Source organism: Mucilaginibacter xinganensis (assembly GCF_002257585.1).
In the GTDB taxonomy this organism is placed as follows: domain Bacteria; phylum Bacteroidota; class Bacteroidia; order Sphingobacteriales; family Sphingobacteriaceae; genus Mucilaginibacter; species Mucilaginibacter xinganensis.
Genome location: NZ_CP022743.1, coordinates 3,335,867 through 3,354,601, shown reverse-complemented (window position 1 = coordinate 3,354,601; position 18,735 = coordinate 3,335,867). Strand labels below are relative to the sequence as shown.

Here is an 18,735-nt window from a genome sequence, read left to right as displayed (position 1 = left end):
ATTTGTGCCCGATTAAGCAATACACCAATCATTTTCCACACCTGCACCTCATCTGCAACACTTAAAACCGATACGCCAGGAATTAGCGATCGGTTGCTTTGTTTTCAGGAGTTGGTGCTGTTACCGGAGCAGCGGGTTGGGCCTTTAATGAATCAAGCGGCCGGAATAAGCTATCTGTCTCTGCAGAGTCAACCACCGGAATAGGAGATGGACAATCGTATTTCTTAGTGATTTTCACCCACGGTTTTGGGAAAGGGCCAGGTGTGTATCCTGATTTCGGATCGGCGTAAACTTTTTCCATAAACCTGGCAAATATCGGCAGCGCCGTATGCGAGCCTTCGCCGGTTTCTGAACTTGTGAAATGCACGCTTCGGTCATCAGCACCAACCCATACGCCTGTTACCAGGTCTTTTGTGATGCCCATGTACCAGCCGTCAACATATTTTGAAGAAGTGCCGGTTTTACCGCCAATCTGGTTGCTTGCTTTTTTCCATAAACCGGTATATTCCCACAGGGCTTGTGAAGTGCCACCCGGTTCTTCCATACCGCCGCGGAACATGTACAACATTAGCCAGGCGGTTTCTTCGCTTATTACCTGTTCTTCTTTAAGCGTAAATTCTTTTAGAACGGTGCCATCCTGCTCGGTTATTTTTGTTACCAGCAAAGGGTCAACCTTTTTGCCTTTATTCAGAAACGTACTGTAAGCGCGTACCATTTCGTAAACCGAAACATCATTTGAGCCCAATGAAACGGAAGGAATTGCTTTTAGCGGGCTCTCTATTCCCACTTTGTGTGCATACTCAACAACCTTATCCCAACCAACTTTTTCGGTCACCTGAGCGGTAATGGAATTAACTGATTTTCCCATTGCCCAACGAAGCGACATTTCCTGGTACGAGAAATGGAAATCGGCATTATTTGGTTCCCAAACCTGCGCCCTTCCTTCGTCTGTGTATTTAATAGACACCGGCTTATCAGTAAATTTATCGCAGGGACTAAAGCCATTATCCAGGGCGGTTAAATAAGCAAAGGGCTTAAATGTTGAGCCTGCCTGCCTCCGGGCCTGGTTTACGTGGTCGTAATTAAAATATTTATAATCGATACCTCCAACCCATACTTTTATTTTACCGCTGGTGGGCTCCATGGTCATCATTCCGGTATTTAAAAGCTTAGTGTAATACTTTATGGAGTCGGCGCTCGAAAACGTAGTGTCTTTTTCACCGTTCCAGGTAAAGATCTTCATGCGCTTTGGCTTTTCAAAATATGCGTTAATAAGCGTAGTGTTGCTGCTGTATTTCTTCTGCAACAGCGTATAAATTGGCAAATGCTGTTCGGCTTTTAACAAAAAGTCTTTAATTTCCACCCCGTTCAAATCCTGCCATGGGTTTTTGTTACCCCACAGGTTATTAAAACGCTTTTGAAGCATCTTCATTTTTTCGGCAACCGCTTCTTCGGCATATTGCTGCAGGCGGGGATCAATTGTGGTATATATTTTAAGGCCATCTTCATAAAGGTCATAGTCATTGTCTTTCAACCATTTTTTTAGCCAGCGGCCAACAGCCTGGCGCAGGTACGAATCGCCCTGGCCTTCGTTTTCAACATAGCTCAGGTCAAGCTTTATAGGTTTGTTAATGCTGGTGTCGTAGTCTGCCTTTTTAATATACCCATATTTAAGCATTTGCCCCAATACGGTATTGCGTCTTTCCAGCGAATGTTTCGGATTATTGATGGGGTTATAGGTGGATGTTGCCTTTAACATCCCTACAAGTGTCGCAGCTTCGGCAGGGGTAACGGCATCGGGTGTTTTATTAAAGATCTTGAGCGAGGCTGTTTTTATCCCGAAAGTATTGTTACCGAATGGCACCGTGTTTAAATACATGGTAAGAATTTCCTGCTTACTGTAAACATGTTCAATTTTAAACGCAGTAAGCCATTCCTTGCATTTATAAACAATGGTTTTAATAACCGGGATGTGCCTTATTAACCCCTGCGATTTCTTTTTACGGGTTTCGAACAGATTTTTTGCCAGTTGCTGGGTAATGGTGCTTCCGCCACGCCGCTCACCGGATGCTGTTGAAAGCATACTGGTAAAAAAGGAATAAAAATCTACCCCATTGTGGTGGTAAAACCGCACATCTTCTGTAGCGATAAGGGCGTTTATAATATTGGGGGAAATCTTATTAAATTCTACCGGCGACCGGTTCTCTTTGTAGTAGCGGCCAATTAAGGTTCCATCAGCATAATACACTTCTGAAGCGAGCGACATGCTTGGGTTTTTAATGTCATGCATATCAGGCGAATAGCCAAATAACCAAAGGAAGTTTAATTCAATTGAGCAGAAAAAAATAATAACGAAGTAGATGAATATTGAAAAATATCTCAGGTATCGGTTTTTTATACGTCTGAACATGCGGTAAAGATGGAAAATTATGGCCCTAAATCATAGCCATTTTAACAAATATTAACAACGTAAATAAATTGTGTAAATTTTATCTTAACTAAGATATAATTATTTTTCATCTATATGAGTGCTTTTGATCATTTAGCGCAAATCTTATAATGCCAAAACTTTTTTGGAAATTTAGAATTATAAGTTCAGGATGAGTTAACTTGTCTGATAAGCCTGATACTATGGGAAATATTATTAAGAAATTTAAAGTAACAGAAGCGAATAGTTTTTCGCTTAAAGATCATGATCCGGCCTATTCGGATGGTTTCAAAAAGGAGAATTCGAAAGCGGTGCTGAAAGCATTAATAGCAGAAACATCAGATGAGCAAATAAAGCTGTATGCAGCCAACAGGCTGTCGGTTCTCATTATATTCCAGGCGATGGATGCCGCAGGAAAGGATGGCGCCATAGCCCATACCATGTCCGGATTAAATCCGCAGGGCTGCGAGGTTTATAGTTTTAAACAACCCGGACCGGAAGACTATGTGCATGATTTTTTGTGGCGGCATTATAAGGCAATTCCTGAGAGCGGAAGAATAGGTATCCATAACCGGTCGCATTATGAAAACGTATTGGTTACTAAAGTACATCCCGAACTATTGCTTAAGGAGCATTTGCCAGGTATTAATAACGTAAAAAAAATTGATAAAGCATTTTGGGAACGCAGGTATGAAAGCATCCGCGATTTTGAAAAACATTTGAGTGAAAACGGAACCGTGATCATTAAGTTTTTTCTCAACCTTTCAAAAGAAGAACAGAAAAAACGTTTTTTAAAGCGGATTGACAATCCCAAAAAGAACTGGAAATTTTCTTCCGGCGATATTGAAGAGCGCAAATATTGGGACAAATATATGAGCGCGTACGAAAAGGCAATAAAGGAAACAGCTACTGAGCAATCACCCTGGTATATCGTCCCGGCCGATAAGAAATGGTTTACCCGCATAGTTATTTCAACAATTATAGTGGAAACATTAAAAAAACAGGATCTTCAATTCCCTGTGTTACCAAAGGAGGAGAAAGCTAAACTTGATGCCGCCAAGCTGGAACTAACGGGTTCAATATAAATAACGGGATTTTGGAGTCGATATTAAGAAATTATTAAATATTGTATATAAAATCTATGGATATTATATAGTTTTATATATTTGTTCGTTATTTAAATTATCATGAACAAGTCTATACTTATCACAACAATTATTGGCGCAGGTGTTTTATCCATTAACACCACCAGTGCTCAATCCTCCAAAAATATCGATGCCGACGTTATAATTCAATGGAATTTAATAACGGTTAAGTCCACAAAAATTGCAAAGCAGAATAGTAACCTTGGCAGCCGCACCGAGGCTATTGAAGCTATTGCGGTTTATGATGCAGTAAATTCAATTAAGCACATCGGCACACCATACCATTATTATGCTGCGCCTTCTGGTCCCGCTTCGGCTCAGGCGGCGGCTATCCAGGCAGCTCATGATGTATTGGTAAGCTATTTCCCTTCGCAAAAGCAGGCATTGGATTCGGCGTTGACCAATAGTTTGCAAAGCGTTGCAGACGGCCCGGTAAATGCAGGGCGTGAAATTGGCGCTGCTGCCGCTGCTGACATTATTGCGTTGCGGGCAAATGATGGCTCAAGTCCCCTTACCACTTATGCAGGCCCGGAGAAGCCGGGGGTAGGAGCATACCGGCCCACGCCAGGTAAATTCGCGCCAGGTATTGACGTAGAGTGGGGAAATGTAAAACCGTTTCTTTTAAAGGACGGAAAACAATTTTTACCAGAAGCACCGCCGGCAGTTGGCAGCACCGAATATAAAAAAGCACTTGCTGAAGTTAAAGATCTTGGCGATAACAAAAGTACCAAACGTACTGACGACCAAACCCATATCGCTCAATTTTATAAACAGGACGCTGAGCTTACCGTTAATGAAGGTGCACGGTTACTTGCTATAAGCCATGGTACCAGCCTTGAAGAAAATGCGCTGATTTTTGCTTTGGTTGATATCGCCGAGGCTGATGCGCGGATTGAGATATGGGGCGGTAAATACAAATACCTGGCCTGGAGGCCGGTAACTGCGCTAAATGCAGCGGATGATGGATCGGTGAAAGATTATAACCAATGGACGCCATTGATTAGTACCCCGGCACACCCGAGTTACCCAAGCGGCCATAGCGCGACAGTTACCGCCGGTTACGAAATATTGAAAAAATTCTTCGGCGATAAAAATCATTTGGAACTTCATACCACTACGGATGGTGAGCCTGCCCGTGTTGTTGAGTCGATAAGCCAGGTTGAGTTTGAAAACGGCTATAGCCGCATTTACGGAGGGATTCATTATGCATTTGAGAATAGCGCGGCGCAGGACGTGGGCAGAAAAGTTGCAGGCTGGGTATTAAAGAACGGGCCGCATAAGAGGCGTTAATTTTCCCGCTTAGCTGATTTATTAATTTAGCTTGAAAAAGAAATGCTAATCATTTAATCCTTTTCCATTCAAAATTTGAGGTATGGACTTTTCAACCCTTGCTTCCCTGGTTTTGGATTGTTTAGGTGCAGAAAAATGAAGCAGGTAAGCTCGTTGCCTTCCCTGCGTTAACGCGTCAAAAGCAGTTTTCAAGGCAGGGATGGCATTTAACTTATTTTGGAACTCTACAGGCATTTTGAATTCCGCAGTTTTTTTTAAATCCACCTTCAGGCCAGCCTTTTCCACTTCAATGGCTTCATGAATGTAGGCTTTGAGGATAGTTTTCATCTCAACTATTTGCAAGACATTGGTAAACCGGATCTGTCGCGCAGCCTGCACATTCTCCGTTTGTTGGATCAGGATATTATTGGCATCCCTTAATAAGGCTCCTTTAAAAAATAAAAACGCGCAATATTCTTTAAATACATGTATCAAAACGATGTTGCTTTTCTGAATCGAATAACAGGGGCAACCCCATTTTAATTCTTCGGTTAGCCCGCAGTCAAGAGCAATTGTTCTCAATTGCTCCAACTCTTCCTGCCATTTTTTTGCTTTACTAAAATAAAATTCCACTTTGGGATTCATTTCACTTCCTGCCATATCATGCTGTATTTTGAAAAATTCAGATGCTTAACGTATTACTTAAACCTTCCGCGGCATAATAACGGCGCCGTTCGGGACATACGAGAGATGAATTAAAAGTAGTAACTTTCTGAATATTTTGATACGACCTCGATATGAAAAAAATAGTCATTATTTGTTTGGTGCTAATTATGCCGTTCGCCATTTTTGCCCAGGCTCCTGTACATTGCCTTATTAAAACTTCGCTGGGCGACATAGCTATCGAATTGTACCCGTCTAAAGCGCCCGTTACGGTAGCAAACTTTATGCGCTACGCAGATAAAAAACTTTACAATGGCAGCAGCTTTTTCAGGGTATGTACACCGGCTAACGAAGCCACGCGAACAGTGAAGATCCAGGTGATCCAGGGCGGGAATGTGCCTGATGGTTCGAGCCTGGACAGTATAAAAATTGAAACCACCAGGTACACCGGCCTGCAACATAAAAACGGCACACTGTCTATGGCGCGAAGCGGCCCAAACTCCGCCACCAGTGAGTTTTTTATCTGCATCAATAACCAACCCGCTCTGGACTATGGCGGCGCCCGAAACCCCGACGGGCAGGGATTTGCAGCTTTTGGTAAAGTAACCAAAGGGATGTCCGTTGTGAAAAAAATCCAGGCGCAAAAAGATACCTCTCAATACCTGGTTAAGCCGGTGAGGATTTATAGCGTAAATAGGGTGGAGTGATCAAATACCGGCAATTATTCCAGCTTTGTTTTTTACGTTATCCACGCCGGCAAAGCGTTCCATTTTTGCACACGGAACACCCGGAACAAAGTGAAACATGTTGATTATCAGATTTTTAGTTATTTATCCATTCTTAATTTGTTATAAAGTCCTGATTATCAGGTGTTCTAAAAAAGGTGGTTTCCAGTATTACCAAAAGAGAATACTATTTACCTTATAATCTGAATGTTTTTTTAATTTTAAAAACACTTTTTGACCTTATTTACACGATGAATTTTTCCGTTACCTCAAGAATGAACACTCCAGACTATACCAGGGTTATGTTTATCGGGCTTTATAAAAAGCCTGTTTTTATCTTGTTTTCTATTTTTGGACTTTATCTTTTAACAACTGTAGCTCTTGATTATTTCGGTGTGATAAATTATTATGCCACCCAACCTTTATTGGAATTAATTAGTGGGGTGTTCCTGGTTTTCGCGCCAACGCTGATTGTAATAATGGCCGTTAGTCAATTTAAATCAAATCCAAATTTCCAAAACGATATTGCCTATTCCTTCAGTGATGACGGCATTGTAATTCAGGGAACTACTTTTAAAAGCGAAATCTCCTGGGCACATATTATAAAACAAAAGGAAATAAGCGGATTTTTAATTTTATATCACACCAAAAAGTTTGGGAATTTTATTGATAAGTCAAAGCTGTCAAACGACCAATTGCTTTTTATTAAGACAAAAATCATAAAAAAATAATTCTGGTTATAGATAAATGCACTATAACCAGTTCGGCAGAAAAGTAAGTTCGATCTAAAGAAATAAACAACAGCACATGCCATTTTTATCTCAAATATCGTTACCGCCTGTATATGATGGCAGTTACCTGCAACAGATTCCGGGCCTTAAGAATGGATTGCAACTTAAACTGAAAGATAACGTGACATTCTTTGTTGGCGAGAACGGGTCGGGGAAATCAACCTTACTGGAGGGCATTGCAGAACAGTGTGGTTTCAGCCTAAGGGGAGGCAACAGGAACCATAATTTGAATACCGGGCACAGGTTTGAAGGATACGAATCAGCCTTAGCGAAGGACTTGAAACTATTATGGACGCCACGCCGCATTAACGACGGTTTTTTTATGCGGGCAGAAAGCTTTTTCAATTTCGCCTCTTATATCGATGAACTGGCTGTGGAAGACCCGCGTATCTTTAACGCCTATGGAGGGCGGTCGCTGCATCAGCAGTCGCATGGAGAATCCTTCCTTGCCTTATTTAATAACCAGTTTGAGTCGGGAATCTACATCCTTGACGAGCCCGAGGCTGCTTTGTCGCCAGCGCGCATACTGGCTTTCATGTCAGTTATAAATGAACTTGATAAAAGTGGCAGGGCCCAGTTCCTCATCGCTACACATTCGCCAATGCTTATTTGCTACCCCGGGGCTACTATTTACCAGTTTGATGAAGCCGGCGTTCGCGAAACCGGGTATGAAGATACCGAGCATTTCTATCTTACCAAATCGTTCCTCGATAACCCGGCGCTGTACCTTCGCCATTTAATGGATGGTTAACTATAACAACTCAATCCATCAGTTTAGGATAGTAACCCGCAATCATATCCCGGTCTTTTGCGCTAAGTTCCCTGATCAATTTCGGCTTATCCCGCGGCCTTAAACCCTTTTGGTTAATCTCATTAATTAAACTCCAGTTTTTATCAGGATGTTGGGGGCTTGGGTCGGCAGGTTCTTTCGCGGCCAGGTCATAGCGTGTGAAGTCTATAACCATTTCAGGTGTGTTTTGGTGCCAGTCGCGTAAAAGGGCTAACCGGAATTCCTTGTTCATAAACCATTTGATCTCCAGGTTATTGTACGAATCGCCAAGGCCTGACCCGCGTTCTTCAAACCGGTAATTCCAATGGTCGTTATTTTTGTGCTGGTTCCGCCAGATGTTTCCGTATTCGCCAAAAGTTACAAAACGGGTATCCGGCCAGCGCTTTTTGGTACCGGTAACCCACATTTCGAGCGCGTTGCAGACAAGGTCCTTCCCAAATTCATAAACCAACTGTGCTTCCCAGATGTTGGTTACCCAGCCAAAGCCATTTAATTCATAACCTTTATCAAAATGGATAGACTGGGTATGCATAACCTCCCTGTGCCCCAGGTCAAGCCCCCAGCCAATATAGGTTTCGATAGGCCCGACACCACGGCGGCTATTGTAACCTGTTATTTCGTGGTCTGAAGCCCCGTTTCTGCGTGCGCAAATAAAATCCATTGTCCAGCCGTCCAAATTTACACAGTCAATAAAATCCTTATTGTTTTGCGCAGGTTTACAAAAATGTTCGGTAGAAGGATAAAAAGGATAGGAGGGGGATCCGTCGGCCCCGCCTCCGTCTATGTTGGACTGGCTCCATATTACCGCGTGGGCTGCATGGATCTTTTCTTTTTCTGCCAGGTATTGTAAATTATTGGCTGATAAAAATCCGCCCATTATGGCCTGCGGCCGGTAACCATTGCCCACAAAATCAGAGATGGTTTCAATTGCTTCCGTCATCTCCCGGTTTATCCTCTCGCGCGGCAAATACATTGCAGGGAAGTATCCCGGAAAATAGGAGACTTCATCGCCGTATGTTCGCTGGCATTCAGCAGCGTAGGCCCTGATCTCCAAATAGTTCTTTCGCTTATCCTCCAAAGCATTCAGCGTAAAGCCCCAGGTAAGCCTTCCGTCCGGGTTGTTTTTTGCAAAGGCCTCTCTCATCCATTTTACACCCTGCAACGTATGCCATGCAGCTTCATCCCTCGGATGCAGCTTTACATCCCTTGATACCTCCCACGGCGTAGTTCGGATCATGATACAAAAAGTAACGAACCGGTTGCCATTTAACGAAACAGGCTGCTGTTCATTTAACAGGAGCGCACCCATGCCTTTAAATAAACCAGATCCGTTTATTGCCAAACCGGCACCTGATAATGCGGAGTTTTTTACGAAAGCTCGTCTGTCCATATTTAGTTATAATTGCCCTTAAATGTATTAAATATTTTCAGCTGTGTTTGCGTGGCCAGGTATTCAATTGTTAGAAATAGGGGCGATTTTAACGTTTGGCAGGTAAGATTTTTTATAAAGCCAATTATGATTTATCTTTGCAGGATATTTGAATTTTGCAAATAAAAGGCTGACTTATGGCAATCATATCGCTCGAGGAATTTTACCGGGAAACCTCCACACTCATCCCCGAAGGGATCAATAAAGAAATAGGGCATTTTAATGTTTTTAAAGTCGATGAAATTGTTGCGCAGTACAAAAAGAAGCCAGTAATGCCTTATAACAGGCGGGCGTATTACAAAATCAGTGTAATAAGCGGCCGCAACAAAGCCGAATATGCTGATAAGGAGATTGACATTGAAAAGAATGCGCTGTTGTTTGCAACCCCTAAAATTCCATATCACTGGGTGCCGCAGGATGATGATCAATTTGGTTACTTCTGTATTTTTACGCACGACTTTTTGATCCAGAATAAAAGCGGGGTAGTATTGGATGAGCTGCCTATTTTTCAGCCGGGCGGATATCCTATCTTTCAGCTTTCGGACGAAGAGGCGGAAGATATTACCTTCATCTTTAAGAAGATGTATAAGGAGATCTCGTCTAACTACGTTTACAAATACGACCTGTTACGTAATTATGTGCTTGAACTGATCCATTATGGGCAAAAGCTGCAGCCCGCTACATCGTCGTACCCTTTACACACGGCATCTGCGCGCGTGTCTTCCTTGTTTATCGAATTGCTGGAGCGGCAGTTTCCTATTGAATCGCCACATCAAAAACTGAACCTGCGCACCGCCAAAGACTATGCTGAACGCCTTGCTGTACATGTAAATCACCTCAATAAGGTATTAAAGGAAAATACAGGTAAAACAACTACCAGCATTATCAGCAGCAGGATAGTACAGGAGGCCAAGATTCTGCTGAAACAAACAGACTGGAATATTTCTGAAATAGCCTATAGCCTGGGTTTTGAAGAAGTAGCCCATTTTTCAAATTTTTTCAGAAAGCAAACATCCCTGGCACCTTTAGCTTTTCGTTCGTAATTATCGAAAATTTGAATTTTGCAAACATTGGATTGATGTTTGCAAACACCCTCCCTGGTTTTCATGTTACCTTTACATCATTAATAAAAACTTAAAAAATAATATAATGAGTACTAACAAAATAGCACTGGTAACCGGCGGCAGCCGCGGACTTGGAAAAAACATGGCGCTTAGTCTTGCAGGCAAGGGGATAGACGTGATCCTTACCTATCATACTCAAAAGGGAGAGGCTGATGCAGTAGTAGCTGAAATTGAGCAGGCCGGGCAAAAAGCGGTTGCTTTACAGCTTAACGCCGGTGACGTTAAAAGCTTTGATGCTTTTTTTGCCGGAGTAAATGCTGCGTTAAAAAATACTTTTAATACGGATCATTTTGATTTTTTGATCAATAACGCCGGGGTTGGTTTTCATGCGCCGTTTGCCGAGACCAGCGAAGAGGCTTTTGATAATTTGCTGAATATCCATTACAAAGGGGTGTTTTTCCTGAGCCAAAAGGCCCTGCCGGTTCTTAATGACGGTGGCCGGATTATTAACATCTCAAGCGGACTGGCACGTTTTAGCTTCCCGGGCTCTTCTGCTTATGGCGCTATGAAGGGTGCCGTTGAGGTACTTAGCCGTTATATGGCAAGAGAGCTGGGTGCACGTGGTATTGCAGTAAACGTTGTTGCACCCGGTGCCATTGAAACCGACTTTAGCGGCGGTATGGTGCGTGATAACGCAGAAGTAAATAAAACCATCTCGGGGTTAACTGCCCTTGGCCGCGTTGGTTTGCCCGATGATATCGGAGGCGTGGTAGCCTTTTTGTGTACAGAAGATGCCAAATGGATAAACGGACAACGGATTGAAGTATCAGGCGGAATGATTTTATAATTCTTTCAGCTTCACATTTAAATGCAATAAAAACAGGCAGGGGCACATGTTACCCTGCCTGTTTTTTATTGCAAAAATTGCCGGTATATTTATACAAATATAAACCGGTATGGAAAAAAGATCCTGGCTGTTTTGGGTGCTGTTCATTTTATCAGTTCAAGCATGCTGTGCTAATAATGATAAGGTTTACGGGCCGATTGTTCCCAATAAGATAAATGACAGGTATGTGCCTGCGCGTTATCAAAATATCGGTGGCCTGCTGGGCTATCGCATGAATATAAATTTGGAGAAGCGATTATTGCAAATTGATTCGGCAACGCTTTTATCCGGGTTTAAAAAACGGCCCGGATCGCAAACCTGGATTGGTGAACATGTAGGTAAATTCTTATTCTCGGCGTCAAAAACATATGCCTATAACCATGACGCCAGGATAAAACACCTGATGGATGATATGGTGCAGAAATATATTGCCTGCCAAATGCCGGATGGCTACCTTGGAACTTACCTGTTAAAAGACCGCTGGACGGAATGGGACGTGTGGGCGCATAAGTATGCTATTATAGGCCTGCTGAATTATTATTCGGTTACCGGGTATAGGCCAGCCCTGCAAACCGCGGTAAAGGCCGCCGACCTTATTTGCAGAACATTTGGCGACGGGAAAGGGAAAAGAGACTTAATGACCGCCGGTGAACACAATGGATTGGCACCCGGCAGTATCCTGGAGCCCATGGTTGATTTGTACCGCTACACCGGAGAAAAGCGTTATCTTGACTTTTGTAAGTATATCTTGCGCGCTTATGAGCAGCCAACGGGTCCGAAAATCGTAAGTCAGCTTGACAAATATGGCGACGTTACCAGGGTTGGTGACGCAAAGGCCTATGAGATGTTATCCTGCTTTTTAGGGATCCTGAAATATTATAAGCTGACCGGCGAAGAAAAATATTTAAAACTTTTGCAATGTGCATGGCTTGACATAAAGAGCCATCGCCTTTATATTACAGGTACTTCAAGTGATCACGAAGTTTTTCAGCCACCAGGCGTTTTAAATGCCGGCAATGAGAATAACATGGGCGAAGGCTGTGTAACCGTCACCTGGATCCAGTTTAACCTGCAGCTGCTGCAAATAACCGGGGAGCCAAAGTATGCAGAGGAATTAGAGCGTTCGGTGTATAATCATTTATTAGCCGCCGAAAACCCTGAGACCGGCTGCGTAAGTTATTACACTGCTTTGCAGGGTGCAAAGCCCTACCGTTGCGATCAGGGCTTTTCCTGCTGCCTCTCCAGTGTACCACGCGGAATATCACTGATCCCCGAAATGATGGGCGGTAAAATAAATAGTGTTTTTACCTTGCTGATGTATGAGAACGGTGAAGCAACCACCAATATACCTGCTGCTAACGCTTCAAATATCGGCCTTAAAATAAAAATGAGCACACAATTTCCGCTTGAAGGAAAGGTTGATGTTATAGTTAACCCATCCGCAACCGCTGTTTTTACAGTGAATTTTCGCGTACCCGAATGGTCAGCAAATTTCAGTGCTAAAATAGGCGATAAAACCTATACCGGGAAGAAAGGCGAGCTGCTCAGCATCAGCCGGAAATGGAAAGCGGGTGATCATGTTGCCATTGCTTTTGATATGCCGCTGCAAATTATTCCGGGCGGCATCTCTTATCCTGACGCAATAGCATTTAAGAGAGGACCGCAGGTGTTGGCTATAGACCAGGGACTAAACCCGGTACTGGCAACATTAAATCAGCCGATTGTAATAAATGAAAAATTGCTGGTGGATAAAAAGGAATCGTTGCCGGGCAATTGGGACTGGAAAGAAGCCTATAGCATTGATATGCGCGTGAATAATAAGCTTCAAAAAGTAACGCTGGTGCCTTTTTCAGAAGCAGGACAAAGCAGTGCGAATATTGCCGTCTGGATAAAACAGTAAATTCAGTATTTGGATTGAGTGGTTTGAATTACGTAACTTTGCAACATGGCGCAAACAGAAACAATTGAGGAGTTCTACAAAAACAAGTTTAACTGGTTACCCGAAAACCTGAGCCAGGATATTGGACATTTTAACGTTTTCAGGATAGAAGACTGTCACGGGCCTAACGCAACCCCGGTAAAATATAGCCGCCGCGATTTTTATAAGGTCAGCTTATTCCGCGGGAAGACCATATATCATTATGCAGACAAAAGTATCGAGGCGGATGGCACAACCCTGATCTTTTTTAATCCGCAGGTTCCCTATACACTTGAGTCTATGTCTGATGACAGGTCGGGCTTTTTTTGCATTTTCAGGGAATCATTTTTTACGGAAATGCTCCGTAATAATATTCATGAACTGCCGATGTTTGCAATAGGGGGTAAACCTTCCTACACGCTGAACCCGGAACAGGACGCGTATGTGAGCCAGCTTTTTGAAAAAATGCTGAACGAAATTAAATCGGACTATAAGTTTAAATATGACCTGCTGCGCAATTATGTAACTGAACTGATCCATTATGCCCTTAAAGTTGCGCCTACCGAAACATTATACCGGCACCCGGATGCAAACTCACGCATAACTTCTGTTTTCACCGAGTTACTGGAACGGCAGTTTCCTATTGAATCGCCGTCACAACGGTTTACCTTGCGGTCTGCCAAAGATTTTGCCGAGCAACTGGCAGTGCATGTTAACCATCTTAACAGGGCAATCCGGCAAACAACAGGTAAAACCACCACCGATCATATCTCTGAACGGCTAACCAGCGAAGCCATCGCCCTGTTAAAACATACCAACTGGAATATCTCTGAAATAAGCTACAGCCTGGGCTTTGAAGAACCTGCGCATTTTAACAACTTTTTCAAAAAACAAACCGCTGCTACACCTTCTGTTTACAGAATTGTTTGAATTTTGTAAGTATTGGTTTGAATGATGCAAGCGGTTGCCCTTGGTTTCGCTGTAATTTTGTTTTATGAAAAACAACAAGATTATGGAAAGCAAAAAAGTATGGTTTATAACGGGTGCGTCCAAAGGGTTTGGGTTAAGCCTTGTTAAACAATTATTAGCTGCCGGCGAAAAGGTAGCCGCAACCTCCAGGTACGTAGCCAGCCTTGTTAAAGCAGTAGGAGATGTTTCTGATAATTTTTTACCCCTGTACGTTAACCTGGCCGATGATAAAAGTGTGGCAGAAGCCATACAAACTACCTATAATACCTTTAAACAAATTGATGTAGTTATTAACAACGCAGGCTATGGCATTGGCGGCAGTATTGAAGAACTAACGGATGCCGAAGCCCGTGAAGCTTTTGATATCAACGTATTCGGTACCTTGAACGTTATTCGCGCGGTGATGCCATTTATGCGGGAACAGAAATCAGGACATATCATTAATATTTCGTCAATAGCGGGGATAGCCCCGGGGATAGGCTGGGCCTTGTATGCTGCTGCTAAATTTGCGGTTGTTGGCCTGTCGGAAGTTTTGGCTGAAGATGTAAAGGCTTTAGGCATAAAAGTTACCGTTGTGGCGCCAGGCGCCTTCCGTACCAATTTTCTTACGCCTGATTCGCTGGTAATGACCAAGCATCCGATTGACGAATACCAGGATGTCAGAAGTATCCATGCCAGGTATTTGCAAATGGATGGCAAACAAGTTGGCGATCCCGAAAAAGCGGCTGCTGCAATGATCAAAATTGCCGATGAAGATAACCCTCCCGTCCATTTGTTACTGGGAGAGGATGCCTACAGCAGGGCAATGGCTAAACTTGCTTCGCTGGATAAAGAGTACCGGATGAACGAGGAACTTTCAAAATCAATGGCTTACCAGGGCTAATTTTTAATAATTTAATTAGATACAAAATGGAATCAAATAAAGGGCTCAACAATCGGGGCATATCTTTAATGTATCATCAATAGGTGAATATGACCTTGTTAATAATAGGCAAACAAGTGTTATCTTCATCCTCAAATTGTATCTATGCGTAAAGTTATACTTGCTTTATTACTTACTTTTCTGATTTTTTCCGGGGCGGATGCACAAAACGTCGGGCTTGTTTATTACCTGAAAAATAATGGTAAACTGGTTTCAACAAAGGATAGCGCAGATTACTCCATGGCTGTTTTGCCTCCGGATACAAGCATTGATAAGAACCTGTACCAGGTTTTTGAGTATTATAAAAATGGGAAGGTTAGATTGGTCACCAATTCAAAAACCAACGATCTTAACCTTCAATACCACGGACGTTACGTGGCATATTACCCAACCGGGAAGAAAAGAAAGACAGGTGAATTTGAATACGGTGTGCCAACAGGGCACCAGGTTGAATATTATCCGAACGGAAAATTTTATAATTCAACCAATTATTTTCCGGATGGGAAGGTGTTATATAACGATTGCCGGGACTCAACGGGGAAAGTTTTAGCGGAAGACGGCAAAGGCGACTGGATTCAGTTTAATGATGATTTTAGCGCCACAATTAGCCAGGGGAAAATAGACAGCGGTTTTAGGGCGGGAGAGTGGCGTGAAAGAAGCAGCGATTCAATTATGTTTATAAAGACCTATAAAAATGGATTGCTGATATCAACAAATTCGGCCGGAGGTGATAGTCAGGGTGTATTTCTTCCGGTTGACGTGGTGCCTGAATTTCCGGGTGGAATGCCGGCATTTGGAGGATTTTTAGGTAAAACTATGCATTATCCTGCAATTGCAAGAGAAAACAACATACAGGGTAAAGTAATAGTGAGTTTTGTGGTTGAGAAGGATGGAACCTTAACAGACATTAAGGTGAAAAAAGGTATCGGAAGTGTCTGTGATAATGAAGCAATAAGTGCTGTAAGGCTTTCATCACCGTGGAAACCCGCTCTTAAAAATGGCCGGCCTGTTCGTGCAGCCCATAGTGTTCCAATAACTTTTACTTTATCAAATTAAACCAACAAAAAAGGCTTTCACCGACAGGTGAAAGCCTTTTTTGTTGGTTTATAGTAATATTAAATAACGCCGGTATCAACCAAAACCTGGTTCATGTTGCGTACGGCATCAGCGCTTTTGTTAAACTCGGCCTGTTCAGCATCGCTTAATTTAAAGTCGAGGATCTTTTCAAATCCGCCCTTGCCCAATATAACCGGAACCACCAGGGAGATATCTTTTTGGCCGTATTCGCCGTCAAGTGCAACACCGCACGAGATTAGTTTTTTCTCATCGCGTACAATGCTTTCCACCATTGCAGCAGTACCAGCGCCTGGTGCATACCATGCAGATGTACCGATTAGCTTGGTTAAAGTAGCACCGCCAACCATTGTTGCTGCAACCACTTTATCCTGCTGCTCTTTGCTTAACAGTTGGGTTACAGGGATGCTGTTCCATGTAGCGTGGTTAATTAACGGGATCATGGTAGTATCACCGTGGCCACCAATAACAACAGCGTTAAGATCTGCAGGTGAACAGCCTAATTCCTGGCTCAGGTAATATTTAAACCTTGCTGAATCCAGTGCGCCGCCCATACCTAAAATACGATTTTTAGGTAAGCCTGAAGTTTTCAGGGTAAGGTAGTTCATGGTATCCATCGGGTTAGAAACTACGATGATAATGGTATTGGGAGAATATTTTAAGATATTTTCGGTAACGCTTTTAACAATATTAGCGTTGGTGCCAATAAGTTCTTCACGTGTCATTCCGGGCTTGCGCGGCAGGCCCGAAGTAATAACTACCACTTCTGAATCAGCAGTAGCGGCGTAATCATTGGTAACACCTTTAATTTTGGTATCAAAACCTAAAAGAGCAGATGTTTGCATCATATCAATAGCCTTGCCTTCAGCAAAACCTTCGCGGATGTCTAATAAAATAAGTTCTTCGGCCAATTCTTTCCTCGCGATATTATCCGCGCAGGTAGCGCCTACAGCCCCGGCACCAACAACAGTTATTTTCATAATTTTAGTTTGTTTTTAATTTGCCATTAAGCTATTATGAGCGTTGGTTTATTTGTTAGCTGCTCACAATGGTTTTCATGTATAGCTTATTTTCACGGGTGGATAAATAAACTGGCCGAAGATAGAGATTTATATTTTTTCCTGTGTAAAAAAAGTGCAATATGTGCCCTGGGTTCCTGATTTTGAAATATTGATTTCTGGTTGCAATAAACAAGTGAAAAGGCGATATAATAACAGCAAAAGGCAGTGATAATTAAAAAACACTGTTGATTGCCGTTTTTTACAATGAATACTAATGATAAGCGGATTAAAAAAGCGGGAAAATGCAGTTTTGAGCTACTAAAATAACTGAATGGTTGTTATGTTTTTATTAAAATTGCAAAAAATGAGTATTTGCAAGCTGGTTTTGCCTTTTTATATCGTTTTTTAATTCATTGTTAATAACAAAAGAAATGTTTTTTAATTTTTGTGCATTTTCGTACTATAAATGTATGTTTTCGAAAAAAATTAGAATTTTTTTAACATTTTATGATGAAATTTGTAAAAATAATTTAAATTCGCATCAATATTTGTAGAGAAAAATACAAAAAACAAGATTTCAACCCTATTTTATAAATTCATTAAACAATGGCAACTAAACTCGAGTACATCTGGCTTGATGGCTACAAACCAACACAAAGCCTGCGCAGCAAAACAAAAATTGAGAAAGATTTCAGCGGTAAATTAGAAGACTGTCCGAATTGGAGTTTTGACGGTTCATCAACCGAGCAGGCACCAGGCGGCTCGTCTGATTGTATCCTGAAACCTGTTTTTATTTGTAAAGACCCGGGAAGGCTTGATGCTTACCTGGTAATGTGTGAAGTACTTGATTCAACCGGTAAACCTCACGAGTCGAATGGCCGTGCGCTGATCCAGGATGATGACAACGATTTCTGGTTTGGTTTTGAGCAGGAATACTTTTTATGGGATCCGGAAACAAACAAACCGCTTGGTTTCCCGGCTGGTGGCTACCCAGGTCCGCAGGGTCCATACTATTGCTCAGTAGGTGCAAACAACGCTTTCGGTCGTGACATTGTTGAAGAGCATTTAGACGTTTGCCTTGAGGCTGGTTTAAACGTTGAAGGTATCAACGCAGAAGTTGCAGCAGGTCAGTGGGAGTTCCAGATCTTCGCTAAAGGTGCTAAAGAAGCCGGTGACCAAATTTGGGTTGCCCGTTATTTATTAGAAAGAATAGGTGAAGCGCATGGTGTGTCTATCAACTGGCATTGCAAACCATTGGGTGAATTAGACTGGAATGGTTCAGGCATGCACGCTAACTTCTCAAACACTACTTTAAGAACTGCAGGAAGCAAAGAAACTTACGATAAAATTTGCGAAGCTTTCCGTCCGGCTGTGGCTGAGTGTATCGCTGTCTATGGAGCGCACAATGAATTGCGTTTAACCGGTAAACACGAAACGGCTTCAATTCACGATTACAGCTACGGTGTTTCTGATCGTGGTGCATCAATCCGCATCCCGCTTTACACTGTACAAAAAGGCTGGAACGGCTACCTGGAAGATCGTCGCCCTAACTCGGCTGCTGATCCGTACAAAGTAGCTGCCGTTATTATAAAAACCGTTAAATCGGCTGTGCTTTAATTTCCTAACTAAACTAAATATGTTCTAATCCCCTGGCAGTAAAA

Annotated in this window: 16 protein-coding genes; 12 read left to right on the top strand and 4 right to left on the bottom strand. The window is 42.5% G+C overall.

Annotation, left to right across the window (positions count from 1 at the left end; all coding sequences use genetic code 11):
* Positions 1-82: 82 nt before the first annotated feature.
* Complete coding sequence (locus MuYL_RS14730) at positions 83-2,410, bottom strand: transglycosylase domain-containing protein (protein WP_094571293.1); 2,328 nt, start codon at positions 2,408-2,410, stop codon at positions 83-85.
* Between the two features lie 221 nt (positions 2,411-2,631).
* Here MuYL_RS14730 and MuYL_RS14725 point away from each other — a divergent pair, with 221 nt between their 5' ends.
* On the top strand, positions 2,632-3,513 hold the full coding sequence (locus MuYL_RS14725; RefSeq protein ID WP_094571292.1) for a polyphosphate kinase 2 family protein: 882 nt from the start codon (positions 2,632-2,634) through the stop codon (positions 3,511-3,513).
* Positions 3,514-3,615: 102 nt separating this feature from the next.
* The gene (locus MuYL_RS14720; protein WP_094571291.1) at positions 3,616-4,863 is read left to right on the top strand and encodes a vanadium-dependent haloperoxidase; all 1,248 of its coding nucleotides are present in this window, start codon (positions 3,616-3,618) and stop codon (positions 4,861-4,863) included.
* Positions 4,864-4,908: 45 nt separating this feature from the next.
* Here MuYL_RS14720 and MuYL_RS14715 read toward each other — a convergent pair whose 3' ends face one another.
* Positions 4,909-5,502, bottom strand: a complete 594-nt coding sequence (locus tag MuYL_RS14715) for a YdeI/OmpD-associated family protein (RefSeq protein WP_094571290.1) — start codon at positions 5,500-5,502, stop codon at positions 4,909-4,911.
* Between the two features lie 137 nt (positions 5,503-5,639).
* Here MuYL_RS14715 and MuYL_RS14710 point away from each other — a divergent pair, with 137 nt between their 5' ends.
* From MuYL_RS14710 to MuYL_RS14700, 3 genes are all read left to right on the top strand, one after another.
* Entirely contained in the window at positions 5,640-6,212 is a 573-nt protein-coding gene (locus tag MuYL_RS14710) for a peptidylprolyl isomerase (protein ID WP_094571289.1), read from the top strand.
* Between the two features lie 293 nt (positions 6,213-6,505).
* The gene (locus tag MuYL_RS14705; RefSeq protein ID WP_245845563.1) at positions 6,506-6,961 is read left to right on the top strand and encodes a YcxB family protein; all 456 of its coding nucleotides are present in this window, start codon (positions 6,506-6,508) and stop codon (positions 6,959-6,961) included.
* 76 nt (positions 6,962-7,037) lie between these two features.
* Positions 7,038-7,772 (top strand): AAA family ATPase, encoded by a 735-nt coding sequence (locus MuYL_RS14700; protein ID WP_094571288.1) that lies wholly within the window; start codon positions 7,038-7,040, stop codon positions 7,770-7,772.
* Between the two features lie 10 nt (positions 7,773-7,782).
* Here MuYL_RS14700 and MuYL_RS14695 read toward each other — a convergent pair whose 3' ends face one another.
* Positions 7,783-9,201 carry a DUF3863 domain-containing protein gene (locus tag MuYL_RS14695; RefSeq protein ID WP_094571287.1) on the bottom strand — a complete coding sequence of 473 codons (1,419 nt, stop codon included), beginning with the start codon at positions 9,199-9,201 and terminating at the stop codon, positions 7,783-7,785.
* Positions 9,202-9,377: 176 nt separating this feature from the next.
* Between MuYL_RS14695 and MuYL_RS14690 the strand changes: the two genes are divergently transcribed.
* From MuYL_RS14690 to MuYL_RS14665, 6 genes are all read left to right on the top strand, one after another.
* A complete protein-coding gene (locus MuYL_RS14690) occupies positions 9,378-10,283 on the top strand; it encodes a helix-turn-helix domain-containing protein (RefSeq protein WP_094571286.1) in 906 nt (301 codons plus the stop codon).
* A 106-nt stretch (positions 10,284-10,389) separates the two neighbouring features.
* Positions 10,390-11,151 (top strand): SDR family NAD(P)-dependent oxidoreductase, encoded by a 762-nt coding sequence (locus MuYL_RS14685; RefSeq protein WP_094571285.1) that lies wholly within the window; start codon positions 10,390-10,392, stop codon positions 11,149-11,151.
* A 109-nt stretch (positions 11,152-11,260) separates the two neighbouring features.
* A complete protein-coding gene (locus MuYL_RS14680) occupies positions 11,261-13,090 on the top strand; it encodes a glycoside hydrolase family 127 protein (RefSeq protein WP_094571284.1) in 1,830 nt (609 codons plus the stop codon).
* A 45-nt stretch (positions 13,091-13,135) separates the two neighbouring features.
* Positions 13,136-14,038 carry a helix-turn-helix domain-containing protein gene (locus tag MuYL_RS14675; protein ID WP_094571283.1) on the top strand — a complete coding sequence of 301 codons (903 nt, stop codon included), beginning with the start codon at positions 13,136-13,138 and terminating at the stop codon, positions 14,036-14,038.
* 64 nt (positions 14,039-14,102) lie between these two features.
* Positions 14,103-14,960: an SDR family NAD(P)-dependent oxidoreductase gene (locus tag MuYL_RS14670; protein ID WP_245845561.1), complete on the top strand. Its 858-nt coding sequence runs from the start codon at positions 14,103-14,105 to the stop codon at positions 14,958-14,960.
* A gap of 144 nt (positions 14,961-15,104) precedes the next feature.
* Complete coding sequence (locus MuYL_RS14665) at positions 15,105-16,055, top strand: energy transducer TonB (protein ID WP_094571282.1); 951 nt, start codon at positions 15,105-15,107, stop codon at positions 16,053-16,055.
* A gap of 59 nt (positions 16,056-16,114) precedes the next feature.
* Here MuYL_RS14665 and mdh read toward each other — a convergent pair whose 3' ends face one another.
* Positions 16,115-17,053, bottom strand: a complete 939-nt coding sequence (mdh, locus tag MuYL_RS14660; RefSeq protein WP_094571281.1) for a malate dehydrogenase — start codon at positions 17,051-17,053, stop codon at positions 16,115-16,117.
* 627 nt (positions 17,054-17,680) lie between these two features.
* On the opposite strand from mdh, the gene MuYL_RS14655 reads away from it, so the two are divergent.
* On the top strand, positions 17,681-18,691 hold the full coding sequence (locus MuYL_RS14655; protein ID WP_094571280.1) for a glutamine synthetase beta-grasp domain-containing protein: 1,011 nt from the start codon (positions 17,681-17,683) through the stop codon (positions 18,689-18,691).
* Positions 18,692-18,735: the final 44 nt, after the last annotated feature.

Excerpts from the sequence above, each read along its gene's own strand:
- MuYL_RS14695 (WP_094571287.1), bottom strand. The coding sequence starts at position 9,201 with ATGGACAGACGAGCTTTCGTAAAAAACTCCGCATTATCAGGTGCCGGT.
- MuYL_RS14670 (WP_245845561.1), top strand. The coding sequence starts at position 14,103 with ATGAAAAACAACAAGATTATGGAAAGCAAAAAAGTATGGTTTATAACG.
- MuYL_RS14675 (WP_094571283.1), top strand. The coding sequence starts at position 13,136 with ATGGCGCAAACAGAAACAATTGAGGAGTTCTACAAAAACAAGTTTAAC.
- MuYL_RS14715 (WP_094571290.1), bottom strand. The coding sequence starts at position 5,502 with ATGGCAGGAAGTGAAATGAATCCCAAAGTGGAATTTTATTTTAGTAAA.
- MuYL_RS14710 (WP_094571289.1), top strand. The coding sequence starts at position 5,640 with ATGAAAAAAATAGTCATTATTTGTTTGGTGCTAATTATGCCGTTCGCC.
- MuYL_RS14685 (WP_094571285.1), top strand. The coding sequence starts at position 10,390 with ATGAGTACTAACAAAATAGCACTGGTAACCGGCGGCAGCCGCGGACTT.
- mdh (WP_094571281.1), bottom strand. The coding sequence starts at position 17,053 with ATGAAAATAACTGTTGTTGGTGCCGGGGCTGTAGGCGCTACCTGCGCG.
- MuYL_RS14655 (WP_094571280.1), top strand. The coding sequence starts at position 17,681 with ATGGCAACTAAACTCGAGTACATCTGGCTTGATGGCTACAAACCAACA.
- MuYL_RS14730 (WP_094571293.1), bottom strand. The coding sequence starts at position 2,410 with ATGTTCAGACGTATAAAAAACCGATACCTGAGATATTTTTCAATATTC.
- MuYL_RS14690 (WP_094571286.1), top strand. The coding sequence starts at position 9,378 with ATGGCAATCATATCGCTCGAGGAATTTTACCGGGAAACCTCCACACTC.
- MuYL_RS14665 (WP_094571282.1), top strand. The coding sequence starts at position 15,105 with ATGCGTAAAGTTATACTTGCTTTATTACTTACTTTTCTGATTTTTTCC.
- MuYL_RS14680 (WP_094571284.1), top strand. The coding sequence starts at position 11,261 with ATGGAAAAAAGATCCTGGCTGTTTTGGGTGCTGTTCATTTTATCAGTT.
- MuYL_RS14705 (WP_245845563.1), top strand. The coding sequence starts at position 6,506 with ATGAACACTCCAGACTATACCAGGGTTATGTTTATCGGGCTTTATAAA.
- MuYL_RS14700 (WP_094571288.1), top strand. The coding sequence starts at position 7,038 with ATGCCATTTTTATCTCAAATATCGTTACCGCCTGTATATGATGGCAGT.
- MuYL_RS14725 (WP_094571292.1), top strand. The coding sequence starts at position 2,632 with ATGGGAAATATTATTAAGAAATTTAAAGTAACAGAAGCGAATAGTTTT.
- MuYL_RS14720 (WP_094571291.1), top strand. The coding sequence starts at position 3,616 with ATGAACAAGTCTATACTTATCACAACAATTATTGGCGCAGGTGTTTTA.